The organism is Amycolatopsis sp. NBC_01307 (genome assembly GCF_035975215.1).
GTDB lineage: Bacteria > Actinomycetota > Actinomycetes > Mycobacteriales > Pseudonocardiaceae > Amycolatopsis.
Window position 1 is genome coordinate 3143890 of record NZ_CP108403.1, and the last position, 17156, is coordinate 3161045.

Genomic DNA, 17156 nt, shown 5'->3' on the forward strand with positions numbered 1-17156 from the left:
GTCCTGGCGCCACAGGCCCCAGGCGAGCGACGTCGCGGTGTGCCCCGCGGCGCGGCGGCGCACGGCCAGCGCGTCGAGGAACGTGTTGGCGGCGGCGTAGTTGCCCTGCCCGGGCCCGCCGAGGACGCCGGAGGCGGAGGAGAACAGGACGAACGCGGCCAGGTCGCGGTCGCGGGTGAGTTCGTCGAGATGGACGGCCGCGTCGACCTTGGGCCGGAACACGGTGTCCACACGCTCGGCGTCGAGGGCGGCGACGACGCCGTCGGCCAGGACCCCGGCGGTGTGGATCACCGCGGTCAACGCCGGTATCCCCGCCAGCAGCGCCCGCACCTGTGCGCGGTCGGCCAGGTCGCACGCGACCACCTCGACGTCGGCGCCGTGCTCCCGCAGTTCCGCGACCAGCTCCGCGGCACCTTCCGCGGAAGGGCCACGGCGGGAGGCGAGGACGACGCTGCGCACGCCGAGGTCGACGACGTGCCGGGCCACGAGCGTGCCGAGCGCACCGGCGCCGGTGATCAGCACCGTCCCGGCGAGGTCGAGCGTGCGCGGCAGCGTCAGGACGTTCTTGCCGACGTGCTGGGCCTGGGCCATGTGCCGGAACGCGGCGACGGCGTCTCGGACGTCCCAGGTGGTGAAGGGCAGCAGCCGCAGCGAACCGGCCTCGAAGAGGTCGACCAGCTTGGCCAGCATCCGCCCGATCAGCGGCGGACCGCCGTCGTAGAGGTCGAACGCCCGGTACATGACGCCGGGGTGGGCGTCGCGGATGTCGGTCTTGCCCATCTCCAGGAACCGGCCGCCGTCGGCCAGCAGCCCCAGCGACGCGTCCACGAACTCCCCCGCGAGGGAGTTCAGCACGACGTCGACCGTGCCGAACGCCTCCGCGAAGTCCAGGGTCCGCGAGTTCGCGATGTGGTCGTCCGGGATACCCATCTCCCGCAGCACGTCGTGCTTGCCCGGGCTCGCCGTGGCGAAGACGTCGGCGCCGAGGTGGCGGGCCAGCTGGACGGCGGCCATGCCGACGCCACCGGCGGCCGCGTGGATCAGGATCTTCTCGCCCGGCCGCAGGTCCGCCAGCTCGACCAGGGCGTAGTACGCGGTCAGGAACGCGACCGGCACGGTCGCGGCCGCCTCGGCGGACCACGACTCCGGCACCCGGGCGAGCAGGTCGGCCTCGGTCACCGCGACGGGCCCGAAGCTGTGACCCATCAGGCCGAACACGCGGTCGCCGGGCTGCAGGCCGGTGACGTCCGGGCCGACGGCCGTGACGACGCCGACGCCCTCGGCACCGAGCCGGGCCGTGTCGCCCGGGTACAGGCCCAGCGCGGTCAGGACGTCGCGGAAGTTCAGGCCGGCGGCCCGGACGGCGAGCCGGACCTGGCTGCCTGTCGGGGTTTCCGGCAGTTCGGGGTGCGGCAGCAGGGCCAGCGCGTCGAGCGTCTTGCCGCCGGTCGTCGCCAGCGCCCACGGCGTGGTCCCGGCGGGCACGGTCAGCTCACCGGCACCCGCCCGCACCAGCCGGGGCACGAGAACCCGGCCGTCACGCAGGGCGAACTGCGTCTCGCCGGTCTCGACGAACGCGGCGATCCCGGGCACGAACTCGGCCGGGGCGTCGAGGTCGGCGAGCACGACGCGGTCGGGATGCTCGGTCTGCGCGGTCCGCACCAGGCCCCAAACGGCCGCGGCGACCGGGTCGACGTCCTCGGTGCCCGTGGCGACGGCGCCGGTCGTGGTGACGACGAGCTTGCTGTCCACTGTGGACTCGTCGGCCAGGAACGCCTGCAGGACGGCGAGGACCGTGCCGACGGCCGTCCGCGCCCGTTCGGGTTCGGACTGCTCGGGAGCGCCGACGTCGACCGGCAGCACCAGCCAGGGCGCCGGTTCCGTGACGTCGGCGGCCGTCGTGACGTACCGGACCTCTGCGGGCCGCGGTTCCGCCTGCGGCAACGTCGTCCAGGTGACGGCGAACATCGCGTCGTCACCGGTGGCGGCCGGGGCCTGCATCGGCCGGCTGACCAGCGAACCCAGCGCCAGTACCGGCGCGCCGGTCTGGTCGGCGACGGTCATCGCCACCGAGCCGTCGGACAGTTCCGAGACGTGGACGCGCACGCTGCGGGCGCCGGTGGCGTGCACCGCGACGCGGTTCCACGCGAACGGCAGCGCGACGGGCGATCCGTCGTCCGGGCCGAGCCCGACCAGCGCCACGTGCAGCATCGCGTCGAGCAGCGCGGGGTGGACGGCGAACCCGGCGGGGTCCGCGACCTCGGGCAGCGTCACCTCGCCGAAGAACTCACGGTCACGCGTCCAGGCCGAGGTCAGGGCCTGGAAGGCCGGCCCGTAGCCGTAGCCGCGCGCGGCGAGGGTGTCGTAGAAGCCGGTCACGTCAACCGGCTGGGCCTCGGCGGGCGGCCAGGCGGACAACGTCGTGGCGGGGACGGGTTCGGTGGTCAGCCAGCCCGTCGCGTGCCGGGTCCAGCCGGGCGCACCGTGCTCCGGGCGGGAGTGGACGGCCACCTCGCGGCGGCCGGTCTCGTCGGTCTCGCCGACGATCACCTGCACCCGCAGCGCCGCGGCGCCGGTGAGCACCATCGGCGTCTCGACGACCAGCTCGTCGACGACCGGCACGCCGCACTGGTCGCCCGCCTGGACGGCGAACTCGACCAGGGCCGCGCCGGGGACGAGCACCACGCCGTCGATGGCGTGGTCGGCCAGCCACGGCTGCAGCGCCGTGGACAACCGGCCGGTCAGCACGGCTCCGCCGGTGCCGGGGGCCTCCATCACCGCGGCCAGCAGCGGGTGGTCCAGGGACACCTGGCCGAGGCTCGTGGCGTCGCCAGAAGCGACGGGAGCCAGCCAGAACCGGCGGTGCTGGAACGCGGTCGTCGGCAGCGCCACGGCGTGCCGCGGGACCGGGACCAGCGCGGTCCAGTCGACGTCGATGCCGCGCACGAACAGCTCGGCCAGTGCGGCGACGGCGGTCTCGGCCTCGGGCCGGTCACGCCGGGTCAGCACGACACCGGGCACGTTGACCAGCGACGTGAGAACGCCGTCCGGGCCCAGTTCCAGCAGCACCGACAGCTGTCCCATCGCGGTGACGGCGTCGGCGAAGCGCACCGGACGGCGCACCTGCTCGACCCAGTACTCCGGAGTGCGCAGGTCGTCGGTGAGCGTGCCGGTGACCATCGACACCACCGGGATCGACGGCGGCCCGTAGGTCAGGGTTTCGGCGACCGCGCGGAACGCGTCGAGCATCGGGTCCATCAGCGCGGAGTGGAACGCGTGGCTGACCGTCAGCGCCTTGGTCCGGCGACCGCGGCCGACGAACTCCGCCGCGACCGCATGCACCGCGTCCGCGGCACCCGAGATGACGACCGAGTCCGGCCCGTTGACGGCGGCGATGGAGACGCCGTCGGTCAACGCGGCCAGCACGTCCGTCTCAGACGCTTCGATGGCGACCATCGCGCCGCCGGGCGGCAGGTCCGACATCAGCCGGCCGCGCGCCGCCACCAGCTTCGCCGCGTCCTCGAGCGACAGGACACCGGCGACGTGCGCCGCGGTGATCTCGCCGAGCGAATGCCCGGCCAGGACCTGCGGCCGGACGCCCCACGACTCGGTCAGGCGGAACATCGCCACCTCGACGGCGAACAGCCCGGCCTGGGTGAACAGCGTGTCGTCGAGCAACGCCGCGACGGCGGAACCCGTTTCGGCGAACACGACGTCGCGTACCGGGACGGTGTCGCCCAGGCATCGGTCCAGCTCCGCGCACACGGCGTCGAACGCGTCCGCGAACACCGGGAACGTCTCGTGCAGCTCGCGGCCCATGCCCGGCCGCTGCGCACCCTGGCCGGTGAACAGCACACCGACGCCGCTGACGGCGGGATCGACCTCGCCCCGGACGGCGGTCCCGTCACGCAGCCCGGCGAGGGCACTCGCGTGGTCCCGGGACACGACGACCGCGCGGTGTTCCCACCGGGAGCGCGACGACAGCAGGGAACCGGCGACGGCGGTGAGGTCGGTGCGGTCGGTGCGGTCGGTGAGGAACGCCGCGAGCCGGTCGGCCTGCTCGGTCAGCGCCTCCTCGCTGCGCGCGGACAGGACGAGCGGTACGACCGGAACGTCCACATCGGACTCGACCCGGTCGGCGGCGGGCGCCTGTTCCAGGACGACGTGGGCATTGGTACCCGAGACGCCGAACGACGACACTCCGGCCCGGCGCGGCGCACCGCGGTCCGGCCACGCGGTTTCCTCGGCGAGCAGCCGCACGGTCCCGGCCGACCAGTCGACCTCGGCCGACGGCTCGGCGGCGTGCAGGGTCCGCGGCAGGACGCCGTGGCCGAGCGCGAGCACCATCTTGATCACGCCCGCGACGCCCGCCGCGGCCTGGGTGTGCCCGATGTTCGACTTCAACGCACCCAGCAGCAGCGGCCGCGTCGCGTCCCGGTCCTGGCCGTAGGTCGCGATCAACGCCTGCGCCTCGATCGGGTCACCCAGCACCGTGCCGGTGCCGTGGGCTTCCACCGCGTCGACGTCCGAAGCCGCCAGACCGGCGTTGGCCAGGGCCTGGCGGATCACCGCCTGCTGGGCCGGGCCGTTGGGTGCCGTCAAGCCGTTGGACGCGCCGTCCTGGTTGACCGCGGTGCCCTTGACCACGGCCAGGACCTCACGGCCGTCGCGGACCGCGTCGGACAGCCGTTGCAGCACGAGGACACCCGCGCCTTCGGCCCAGCCCGTGCCGTCGGCGGCGGCCGAGAACGCCTTGCACCGGCCGTCCGCGGACAGCCCGCCCTGGCGGGAGAACTCCACGAACACGCCGGGCGACGCCATTACCGTCACACCGCCGGCCAGCGCCAGCGAGCACTCACCCGAGCGCAGCGACTGGGCCGCGAGGTGCAAGGCCACCAGCGACGACGAGCACGCCGTGTCGACCGTGACGGCCGGGCCGCGCACGCCCAGGACGTACGAGATCCGTCCGGAAAGGACACTCGGTGACGTCCCGGTCAGCGCAAAGCCCTCGCTGTCGCCGAGGGCGCCGCCGTAGCCCTGCGGCGACGCGCCCGCGAACACGCCGACGTCCTGGCCGCGCAACGACTGCGGGTCGATCGCGGCCCGTTCGAGGGCTTCCCACGACGTCTCCAGCAGCAGGCGCTGCTGCGGGTCCATCGCCACGGCTTCGCGCGGTGAGATTCCGAAGAACTCGGGGTCGAACAGGGTGGCGCCGCTCAGGAACCCGCCGGAACGGGTGGTGGAGGGCGTGTCGACGTCCCAGCCACGGTCGTCCGGGAAGCCGGAGATCGCGTCGCCGCCGCGGCGCAGCAGATCCCACAGGTCCGCCGGGCTGCCCACCTCGCCCGGCAGCCGGACGCCCATGCCGACGATCACGATCGGGTCGTCGGTGGTCACCATCGCGGCGGCCACCGGCGCGGCCTCCTGGACCACGCCGGACAGCTCGGCCAGCAGGAAGTCGGCCAGCGCACCGGGGTTCGGGTGGTCGAAGACCACGGTGGACGGCAGCGTGAGCCCGGTCGCGGCGGCCAGCCGGTTGCGCAGGTCGACGCCGGTCAGCGAGTCGAAGCCGACGTCACGGAACGCTCGCGACTCGGGCAGCGGGGTGTCGCCGCCGAGGACGACGGCGGCTTCGGTCCGCACCAGCTCCACGAGCAGCGCGCGCCGGGCGGCGGTGTCGAGGCCGGCCAGCAGCGTCGGCACGCCGGTGGCCGCCGCCGTGTTGGTCGCGGTGGCCCGGACGTGCCCGACCACGGTCCGCAGCAGCGGCGAGAGCGCGGCACCCGAGCGGGCCTGGGCTCGCAGTGCCGGGACGTCCAGCAGCATCGGCGCCAGCACGGCACGGGCCGAGCCGAGCGCGAGGTCCAGCGATCGCATGCCCTGCGCCTCGCCGAGCGCCTTCATGCCGGAGCGCGCCATCCGCGCGGTGTCGGCGGCGCCGAGGTGCGCGGTCATCCCGCTCGCCGGGGCCCACAGACCCCACGCCAGCGACGTCGCCGCCAGGCCCGCGGCCCGCCGCCGGGTCGCCAGCGCGTCCAGGAAGGCGTTCGCGGCGGCGTAGTTGCCCTGGCCCGGGCCGCCGATCAGGCCGGACACCGAGGAGAACAGCACGAACGCGGTCAGGTCGTGGTCGCGGGTCAGCTCGTCGAGGTGGATCGCGCCGTCGGTCTTCGGCCGGAAGACGGTGTCGAGCCGGCCGGCGTCCAGGGCGGCGATGACGCCGTCGTCGAGGAGCCCGGCGAGGTGCAGCACGCCGGTGAGCGGCGCGTCGGCCGGGACGTGCGCCAGCAGCGCGCGGACCTGCTCGCGCTCGGCGACGTCACAGGCCACGACGTCGACGCGGGCGCCGAGCCCGGTGAGTTCGGCCCGCAAGTCTTCGGCGCCTTCGGCGTCGAGGCCGCGACGCGACGACAGCAGCAGGCTGCGCACGCCGTGCTCGGTGACGAGGTGCCGGGCGACGACGGCGCCCAGCGTGCCGGTGCCGCCCGTGACGAGCACGGTGCCCGCGGGGTTCAGCACCGCAACGCGCTCGGCGTCGGCGGTGAGCCGGGTCAGGCGCGGCACCCACACGACGTCGTCGCGCACGGCGAGCTGCCATTCCCCGGCGGCGGCCGCACCGGCCGGCAGAGCGGCGTCGGTGAGGTCGCGGTCGACGTCGGCCAGCAGGATCCGGCCGGCGTTCTCGGTCTGCGCGGCGCGCACCAGGCCCCACACCGCCGCCGCGACCGGGTCGGCGTCCCCGCCGAGCGGGTCCACCGCGCCGCGGGTCAGCACGGCCAGCCGCGCGTCCGCGAGGTTCGGGTCGGCCAGGAAAGCTTGGAGCACCAGCAGAACCCGGCCCGTCGCGGCCCGGATGCCTTCGGGCGTGGCGGGTTCGGCCGGGACGGGCAGCAGGTACCAGTCGGCGGGCTTGGCGAACCCGGCGGCGTCCTGCACGGTCCGCGTGCGCCCGACAGGAGCCGCGACCAGGTCCGGCAGGGCGAGCCAGTCGAGGCCGTACGACGAGTCGGCCGGTTCCGGCCGCACCGCGCGGACGCGGCCGGTCGTCACCGAGGCCACGGACAGCACCGGCTGCCCGGCGAGGTCGGTCAGCTCGGCGGACCAGCCGTCGCCCGCCGGGGTGAGGTGCGCCCGGACGACGGTCGCGCCGGTGGCGTGCAGTGTGACGCCGGTCCACGCGACCGGCAGTTCGCCGTCGATCGCCTGCAGCGCGGTGTCCAGCAGGGCCGGGTGCAGCGCGAAGCCCGCAGGGTCGATCGCTTCCGGCAGCGTGACCTCGGCGAACAGTTCACGACCGCGGCGCCAGGCGGCCGTGAGGCCCTGGAAGGCCGGGCCGTGCTCGGTGAGAACGTCGACGGCCTGGGCGCCCGGCGGCGGCCACTCTTCGGCGGGTGACGCAGTGGCGACAGCGGTGGAGAGGACGCCGTTGGCGTGGCACGTCCACGCGGCGTCCTCGGTCTCCGGCCGGGTGTGGACGGCGATCGAGCGTCGTCCGGTGTCGTCAGCGGCTCCGACCACGACCTGGACGCGCAGGGCGCCGTCGTCCGGCAGGACCGCCGCGGAACCGGCGTCGAAGCGTTCCAGCGTCGGGCAGCCGGTGTGGTCGCCGGCCTGGATCGCCAGTTCCACCAGGACCGCGGGCGGGAGCAGGCGCGCGCCGTCGACGACGTACTCGCCGAGCCACGGCTGCCGGGCCGGGCTGAGCCGGCCGGTCAGCACCAGGGTGCCGGTGTCCGGGGTGTCGACGACGGCGCCGAGCAGCGGGTGGCCGGCGTCGACCAGGCCCGCGCCGGCCGCGTCGCCGGTGGCCGCCTCGGGCCGCAGCCAGAAGTGCCGGTGCTGGAACGCCGTCGTCGGCATCGCCGAGGACGCGCGGCGGGCCGGCAGGAATCCGGCCCAGGTCAGGTCGACGCCCCGGACGAACACCTCGGCCAGCGACCGGACGAACCGCGCGCGGTCGCCCTGGTCGCGCCGCAGCGTCCCGGCCACGACGACGTCGGTGCCGGCCAGCGTGTCCTGCACGGCGGCGGTCAGCACCGGGTGCGAGCTGGACTCGACGAACACGCCGAAGCCCTGCTCCCCCAGCGCCGTCACGGCCTCGGCGAACCGGACGGGCTGACGCAGGTTGCGCACCCAGTAGCCGGGTTCGAGCGGGCCGGTCACCCAGGCACCGTCCACAGTGGAGTACCACGGGATGGCGGGCGCGGCTGCTTCGGTCCCGCTCAGGACGGCGGTCAGCTGCTCGGCGACGCCGGCCACCTGGACGGTGTGCGAGGCGTAGTCCACCGGGATCAGCCGCGTCCGGACCCCGCGGGCGTCGTAGCGGTCGCGGACCTCGGCCAGCGCCGCGGGTTCGCCCGCGAGCACCACGGCGGACGGCGAGTTCACCGCGGCCAGCTCGACCCGGCCGCCCCAGGCCGCGAGTTCGACGTCGTCCGCGCCGGTCGCGATCGAGAGCATCCCGCCGTGGCCGGAGAGTTCTTCGCCGATCACCTTGCTGCGCAGCGCCACGATCCGCGCCGCGTCCGCGAGCGACAGCGCGCCGGCCACACAGGCCGCCGCGATCTCGCCCTGCGAGTGCCCGACGACGGCGTCCACACGCAACCCGGCCGAACGCCACAGCGCGGCCAGCGACACCATCACCGCCCACGACACGGGCTGCACGACGTCGACCCGGTCGAGGGCCGCGGCGTCCCGGCCGCGCACGACGTCGGACAGGGACCAGTCCACATGCGACGCCAGGGCGGCCTCGCACTCGGCCATCCGCGCGGCGAACACCGGTTCGGTGTCCCACAGGTCCGCGCCCATGCCGGGCCACTGCGCACCCTGGCCGGGGAAGACCAGCACGGTGCGACCGGTGTCGGCGCCGGTGACGCCGCGCACGACCTCGGGTCCGGTGATCGCCCGCAACCCGGCCACCGCTTCGTCAGCGTCCGCGGCCACGACAACGGCGCGGTGCTCCCAGCGCGCCCGTGCCGCGCCCAAGGATCCGGCCACACCGGCGAAGTCGCCGTCAGCAGCCAGGAATCCGGCCAGCCGATCGGCCTGCGCCGTGAGTCCCGCCTCGGTCCGGGCCGTCACCACGAGCGGCGTGACGCCTGGCTCGTCCTCGGCGGCCGGAGCGCCCTCGGGGCCCTGTTCCAGGATGATGTGCGCGTTGGTGCCGCTGACGCCGAACGACGACACCGCGCCGCGACGGGGGCGGCCCAGCTCGGGCCAGGTCGTCTCTTCGGTCAGCAGCGCGATGGCGCCGCTCGTCCAGTCGACCTTCGCGGACGGCTCGTCGATGTTCAGCGTCTTCGGCAGCACGGCGTGGCGCAGGGCGAGGATCATCTTGATCACGCCGGCGACCCCGGCAGCCGCCTGCGCGTGCCCGATGTTGGACTTCAGCGAGCCCAGCCAGAGCGGGACTTCACGGTCACGGCCGTAGGTGGCCAGCAGCGCCTGGGCCTCGATCGGGTCGCCGAGCGCGGTGCCGGTGCCGTGCGCTTCGACGGCGTCGACGTCCGAAGGGGACAGTCCGGCGTTGGCGAGGGCTTGGCGGATCACGGCCTGCTGGGCCGGCCCGCTGGGCGCGGTCAGCCCGTTGGACGCGCCGTCCTGGTTGACGGCGGTGCCCTTGACGACGGCGAGGATCTCGCGGCCGTCGCGGACGGCGTCCGAGAGCCGCTGCAGCACGAGCACGCCGACGCCTTCGGCCCAGCCGGTGCCGTCGGCGGCCGCCGCGAACGGCTTGCAGCGGCCGTCCGCGGACAGCGCGCGCTGGCGGGAGAAGTCCACGAACGGCATGGGCGTGCCCATGATCGCCGCGCCGCCGGCCAGCGCCGTCGTGCACTCGCCCGAGCGCAGGGCCTGCGCGGCGAGGTGGATGGCGACCAGCGAGGACGAACACGCCGTGTCGACCGTCATCGCCGGGCCGCGGACGCCGAGGACGTAGGAGACCCGGCCACTCGCGACGCTGCCGGTGCCGCCGATCGAGAGCAGGCCGTCGAGGTCCGCGTCGCGGGCGCCCTGCCCGTAGTTCTGGTACGAGAGGCCGGTGAAGACGCCGACGTCCTGCCCGCGCAGTGACGTCGGGTCGACGCCCGCCCGTTCCAGGGCCTCCCAGGAGGTCTCCAGCAACAGCCGCTGTTGCGGGTCCATGGCCAGGGCCTCGCGCGGCGAGATGCCGAAGAAGCCCGGGTCGAACAGGGCCGCGTCACGCAGGAAGCCGCCGGAGCGGGTGTAGGACTTGCCGACCGCGTCGGGGTCGGCGTCGTAGAGGCCGTCGACGTCCCAGCCGCGGTCGGCCGGGAACGCCGAAATCGCGTCGCCGCCGGTGCGCAGCAGCTCCCAGAGGCCGTCCGGGGTGGTGATCCCGCCGGGCAGCCGGACGCCGATGCCGACGATCGCGATGGGTTCGTCGGTCGCCGTGACGGTGGCTTCGGCGGTCGTCACGGGCGCCGGGCCGGTGGTCAGCTCGGCCTCGAGGTGGGCGGCGAGCGCGACCGGGTCGGCGTGGTCGAACACGACGGTCGGGGACAGCGCGAGTCCGGTCACGGCCTGCAGGCGGTCGCGCAGCTCCACGGCCGTGAGCGAGTCGAAGCCGGTGTCGCGGAACGAGCGCCGTGCGCCGATGCCGTCACTGGCGCCGAGCACGTCGGCGGCTTCGGTGCGCACCAGGCCCACCAGCAGCGCCGACCGGGCGTCGGCGTCGAGGCCGGCCAGCCGGGCGCGCAGGTCGTCGGCGGCCGAACCGGCCACCGGGGTGTCCGCGCCGGCGACGGCCCGCAGGAGCGGGCTGGGGCGCCGGGCGGTGAGCAGCGGGACGAACCGCGCCCAGTCGACGGAGGCGATGACCACCGCCGGGCGGTCGTGGCGCAGCGCGTGCGCCAAGGCGGTCAGGGCGAGGTCGGCGTCCAGCATCGGCAGCACACCGCGGCGTGCCCACTCGTCGGCGGGGCCGGCGTGCCGGACGTCCGGGCCCGACCACGGGCCCCAGGCCACGGCGAGGGCGGTCCGGCCGCGGGCGCGTCGCGAGTGGGCGAGGGCGTCGAGGAAGCCGGTGTTCGCCGCGGCGGCCCCCTGGCCCGCCGAGCCCCACACCCCGGCCACCGAGGAGAAGAGCACGAAGGCGTCGAGGTCGGGCAGGAGTTCGTCGAGCAACGCGGCGGCCGCGCCGGCCGCGAAGTCCGCCGGAACGAGGTCGACGGCGGCGGTGACATCGCCGGTGACGGCGGCGGTGTGGACCACCGCGTCCGGCGGGTACTGCGCGAGCAGCGCGGCGACGGTGTCGCGGTCGCCGGGGGTGCAGGCCGCGAACGTCACCCGGACGCCGTCCGGCATGGCGGGCGGTGTGGCCGCGTCGCCGCGGAAGTCCAGCAGCACCAGGTGTTCCGCGCCGTCGGCGGCGAGGCGTTCGAGGACCGGGGCGGCGACGCCGTCGGTCGCAGTGGTGACCAGGACGGTGCCGCGCGGGGTCCAGCCCGCACCGGGCGTCGCTTCGGGTGCCGGGACCAGGCGGCGGGCGAACACGCCGGCTGGGCGGATCGCGAGCTGGTCCTCGGCGGGGGTGCCGGTGAGCACGGCGATCGCTTCGGCCGGGTCGGTGGCGTCGACGATGCCGCCCCACAGCTCGGGGTGTTCGAGTGCGACGGTCTGCGCGAGGCCCCAGATCGCCGCGGCGTGCGGGTCCGGGGCGGGGTCGGTTTCCCCGGTGGTGACCGCGCCGCGGGTGACGCACCAGAGCCGCGCGGTCGTCCCGGCGGCCACCAGCGCGCGCACCGCGGCCACCAGGTCCGTCACGGTGTCCGGCAGGCACACCACGCCGTCGACCGGGCCGGCCGCGGCGATCCGTTCGGCCAGATCGGCCGCAGCCGGGTCGAGGGTGATCGCGTCGAGGGTCGTGTCTGCGGTGGACAACACCAGCCAGCGGCCGGTGAGCGGCGAGACTTCGTGGCTGACGGGCTCCCACTCGACCTGGTAGGACCAGGAGCGCACGGTCGACTCGTCCTGCTGGTCCTGCCGCCACCGTGACAGCGCGGCGAAGGCGGTTTCGAGGGCAGCGGGGTCGCCGTGGGTCGCGCTGTTCCCGGCTTCGACGGCCTGCCAGAACGGCGCGTCGGCGTCGACGATCCGCGCCGCCGGGGGTTCGGCCCAGAAGCGGCGGAGCTGGAACGCCGTGGTGGGCAGCGGCACCACGCGGCGCGGGGCCGGTACGAGCGCGGACCAGTCGACGTCGTTGCCGCGCACGAACAGTTCGGCCAGCGCGAGGACGGCCGTCTCGGGTTCGGACCGATCCCGCCGGGTCAGCACAACCGCAGGCACGCCGAGGGCATCGGCGAGCGAGGTGAGGACGCCGTCCGGACCCAGCTCCAGCAGCACCGACAGCTGTCCCATCGCGGTGACGGCGTCGGCGAAGCGCACCGGACGGCGCACCTGCTCGACCCAGTACTCCGGGGAGCGCCAGTCGTCCGTCACGACGGCACCGGTCACGGTGGACACCGCCGGGACCGTGGATTCGTGGTAGGTCAAGGACTCGGCGACCGTGCGCAGGTCGTCGAGCACCGGCTCCATCAGCGGCGAGTGGAATGCATGACTGACCGTCAACGCCTTGGTCCGGCAGCCGCGGGCGGCGAACTCCGCCGCGACCGCGTGCACCGCCTCGGCGGCACCGGAGACGACCACGGCTTGCGGTCCGTTGACCGCCGCGATCGAGACCGCGCCGTCGAGGGCCGCGAGCACGTCGGCCTCGGCCGCCTCGATCGCGACCATGGCGCCACCCGGCGGCAGGTCGGCCATCAGACGGCCACGCGCCGCGACCAGCTTCGCCGCGTCGGCCAGGGAAAGCACCCCGGCGACGTGCGCGGCCGTGATCTCCCCCAGCGAATGCCCGGCGACCACCTTCGGCCGCACACCCCACGACGTCACGAGCCGGAACATCGCGACCTCGACCGCGAACAGGCCCGCCTGCGTGAACAGCGTGCCGTCCAGCTCGGTCCCGAACACGATCTCCCGCAGCGAAACCCCCAGCATCGGGTCGAGTTCCGCGCACACCGCGTCGAACGCCGACGCGAACACCGGGAACGTCTCGTACAGCTCACGGCCCATGCCCGGCCGCTGCGAGCCCTGGCCGGTGAACAGGACACCCACACCGTCCACGGCGGGATCGACCTCACCGCGCACGACACCACGGCGCAGCCCGGCGGACGCGACGGTGCGCAGGCCGTCGAGGGCCCGGTCGCGGTCCGTGGCCACGACGACCGCGCGGTGCTCCCACACCGCGCGTGACGAGACCAGCGCCCCGGCGACAGCGCCGAGATCGGTGTCGAGGGCGGTCAGCAGCCGGTCCGCCTGCGCGGCCAGCGCCCGCTCGCTGCGGGCCGACACGACCAGCGGCACGATCCCGGCCACCGGCTCGGCGTCCACAATGGACTCGACGGGCGGTGCCTGTTCGAGGATGACGTGGGCGTTCGTGCCCGAGACGCCGAACGCCGAGACACCGGCGCGGCGCGGGCCGTCACCCTCGGGCCAAGCCGTCTCCTCGGTCAGCAGCCGCACGGTGCCGGCCGACCAGTCCACCTGGGCCGACGGCCGGTCGACGTGCAGGGTCCGCGGCAGAGTGCCGTGGCGCAGGGCGAGGATCATCTTGATCACGCCCGCGACCCCGGCCGCGGCCTGGGTGTGCCCGATGTTCGACTTCAGCGCACCCAGCAGCAACGGCCGTGACGCGTCCCGGTCCTGGCCGTAGGTCGCGATCAGCGCCTGGGCCTCGATCGGGTCACCCAGCACGGTGCCGGTGCCGTGCGCTTCGACCGCGTCCACTTCGGACGGGCGCAGACCGGCGTTCGCCAGGGCTTGGCGGATCACCGCCTGCTGGGCCGGGCCGTTGGGCGCCGTCAAGCCGTTGGACGCACCGTCCTGGTTGACGGCCGTGCCCTTGACCACGGCCAGGATCTCCCGGCCTTCACGCCGGGCGTCGGACTGCCGCTGCAGCACCAGGACACCGATGCCCTCGGCCCAGCCGGTGCCGTCCGCGGTGTCCGAGAACGCCTTGCACCGCGCGTCGGCCGAGAGCCCGCCCTGCCGCGCGAACTCGACGAACACACCGGGCGAGGCCATCACCGTCACACCACCGGCGAGCGCCGCCGAGCACTCACCCGAGCGCAGCGACTGCGCCGCCAGGTGCAGCGCGACCAGCGACGACGAACACGCCGTGTCGACCGTCAGCGACGGCCCCTGCGCGCCGAGCACGTAGGACACCCGTCCGGAAAGGACACTCGGTGACGTCCCGGTCAGCGCGAAACCCTCGCCCGGTCCAGTGACCTCGTGCAGCCGCGCGCCGTAGTCCTGCCCGGCTGCGCCGGTGAACACGCCGACGTCGCGGCCGCGCACCGAAGCCGGGTCGATCCCGGCCCGTTCGAGGGCTTCCCACGACGTCTCCAGCAGCAACCGCTGCTGCGGGTCCATCGCCACGGCTTCCCGCGGCGAGATCCCGAAGAACTCCGGATCGAACAGCCCGGCGTCGTCGAGGAAGCCGCCGAGCCGCGCGAACGACCCGGCCGGGTCCAGGTCCCAGCCGCGGTCGGCCGGGAAGCCCGAAATGGCGTCGCCACCGCGGCTCAGCAGGTCCCACAGGTCTTCGGGGCTGGTCACGCCACCCGGCAGCCGGACGCCCATGCCCACGACCACGACCGGGTCGTCGGCGGCCGCCGCGGCTTTCACCGGCGTGGCCGCCGGGGTCACGCCGGACAGCTCGGCGTCCAGGTATCCGCCCAGCGCGCCGGGGTTCGGGTAGTCGAACACCACGGTCGTCGGCAGCACCAGGCCGGTCGCCGCGGCGAGCCGGTTGCGCAGGTCCACGGCGGTCAACGAGTCGAAGCCGACGTCGCGGAACGCCCGCGACGCGGCCTGCGGAGCACTGCTGCCGAGCACCGCCGCCGCCTCGGAGCGCACCAGCTCCACGAGCGACGCCCGGCGTGCGGCGGCGTCCAGCCCGGCGAACCGGCTGCCGGTGGCGGATCCGGTGTGGGCGTCACGACGGACGCGGCCGACGATGCCGCGCAGGATCGACGACACCGCTTCGGTGCGGGCCCGGCGGCGCAGGGCCGCGACGTCGAGCACCACCGGCACGACGAGCGGCCGGGACGCCGAGAGTGCGCTGTCGAGCAGGCGCAGGCCCTGGGCCGGGTCCAGGGCACCGATGCCGGTGCGGCTCACCCGGGCCAGGTCGGCGTCACCGAGGTGGTCGGTCATGCCGCCGGCCGGGGCCCAGAGGCCCCACGCGAGCGACACGGCGGCCTGCCCGGCCGCGCGGCGGCGGGCGGCGAGCGCGTCGAGGAAGGCGTTGGCCGCGGCGTAGTTGGCCTGGCCCACGGTGCCCAGGACACCGGCCGCCGAGGAGAACAGGACGAACGCGGTCAGGCCGAGGTCGCGAGTCAGCTCGTCGAGGTGGACGGCGGCGTCGACCTTCGGCCGGAACACGACGTCGAGCCGGTCGGCGTCGAGCGCCGTGACGACGCCGTCGTCGAGCACGCCGGCGGTGTGCACGACCGCCGTCAGCGGCGCGCCCGCGGGCACCCGCGCCAGCAGCGCGCGGACCTGCTCGCGGTCGGCGACGTCGCAGGCGACGACCTCGACCCGGGCGCCGAGGGCCCGCAGTTCGTCTTGCAGTTCGGTGGCGCCGTCGGCCGCCGGGCCGCGGCGCGAAGCCAGCACGACGCTGCGCAGCCCGTGGGTGGCGACCAGGTGCCGGGCGGCGAGTGCGCCCAGCAGGCCCGTGCCGCCGGTGATCAGGGCGGTGCCGGCGGGGTCCAGCACCGGTTCCGGCGCCTCGGCGGCGATCGGGACCAGGCGCGGCACCCAGCGGTCGCCGTCGCGGAACGCCACCTGCCACTCGTCGCGGCCGACGAGGTCACCGAGGGACGCCGGGACGCCTTCGGTGTCGGCCAGCAATAGCCGGCCGGGGTGCTCCGCCTGGGCCGAGCGCACCAGGCCCCACACCGCCGCCGCGACCGGGTCGATCGGGTCGGTGTCGTCGACGCCGATCGCGTGCCGGGTGGCGACGACCAGCCGGGACGCGCCGAGAGCCGTGTCGTTCAGGAAGGCTTGCAGGACAGCCAAGACGTCGCCGACCACGGTACGGATCCGCTGCGGTTCGGGCGTGCCGTCGTCGCCGGGAACGGGCAGTACGAGCCAGTCCGCGGCCGGGCCGTCGAGGTCGGCCACGCCGGTGATCGTCCGGACCGAACCGTCCGGGGTGCTCCCCGCTTCGGGTAGGGCGGTCCAGGTGACGCCGTACAGTTCGTCGTCCGCGCGGGCGACGGCCGGACGCACCGACGTGCCGGTCACCGCGGCCAGCGACAGAACGGGGGCGCCGAGTTCGTCGGTCAGTTCGGCCGAAACACCGCCACCGGCGGCCGGGGTGAGCCAGACGCGCACGGCCGTCGCGCCCGCGGCGTGCAGGATCAGCCCGGTCCACTCGGTGGGCTGGACGGACGCGCCGCCGAGGCCGAGCTGCAGCGCTGTCTCGAGCAGCGCCGGGTGAATGGTGAAGCCGCCGGCGTCGCCCGGCAGGCGGACCTCGGCGAACACTTCGTCACCCCGGGTCCACAGCGCGGTCACGCCGTCACCGGCGTCCGCCTCTTCGGCACCGGCGGGCGGCCACGGGCCCGGTTCCGTCGACGGCGGGCGGACGTCGTCGCTCAGCACGCCGCTGGCGTGCAGAGTCCACTGTGGACTCCCGGTGTCCGGGCGTGAGTGGACGCTCACGGACCGGCGGGCCGAGTCGTCCGGTTCCCCGACGACGACCTGGATCCGGACGGTCGTGTCCGGCGGCAGGAGCAGCGGCTCGTGGACGCTCAGCCGGTCGAGCGCGGGCGCGGCGACCTGGTCGCCGGCCCGGATCGCCAGCTCGGCCAGCGTCGAAGCGGGCACCAGCGGCTCATCGGCGAGCCAGGGCTGCGCCCGGTGCGACAGCAGGCCGGTCAGCAGGACTCCGCCACCGGTGGCGGTTTCGACGACGGCCCCGAGCAGCGGGTGATCCACGGCGCCCTGGCCGAGTCCGGCCGCGTCGGTCACCGTCTCGGGCAGCAGCCAGTAGTGCTCGCGGCGGAACGCGGTGGTCGGCAGGCCGGACAGCGCCGGCCCGGCCGGGACGATGGTGGCCGCGTCGAGCG

General features: G+C 75.2%; 4 pseudogenes. All 4 read right to left on the reverse strand.

Annotation, left to right across the window (positions count from 1 at the left end):
* Window positions 1–66 precede the first annotated feature (66 nt).
* Window positions 67–7050, reverse strand: a pseudogene (locus OG439_RS50120) (SDR family NAD(P)-dependent oxidoreductase); the annotation flags it as partial.
* A pseudogene (locus OG439_RS50125) lies at window positions 7030–7482 on the reverse strand (polyketide synthase dehydratase domain-containing protein); the annotation flags it as partial. The pseudogenes OG439_RS50120 and OG439_RS50125, both read right to left, overlap by 21 nt.
* A pseudogene (locus OG439_RS50130) lies at window positions 7477–16749 on the reverse strand (type I polyketide synthase); the annotation flags it as partial. The pseudogenes OG439_RS50130 and OG439_RS50125, both read right to left, overlap by 6 nt.
* A pseudogene (locus tag OG439_RS50135) lies at window positions 16744–17058 on the reverse strand (polyketide synthase dehydratase domain-containing protein); the annotation flags it as partial. The pseudogenes OG439_RS50135 and OG439_RS50130, both read right to left, overlap by 6 nt.
* Between the last annotated feature and the right edge of the window lie 98 nt (window positions 17059–17156).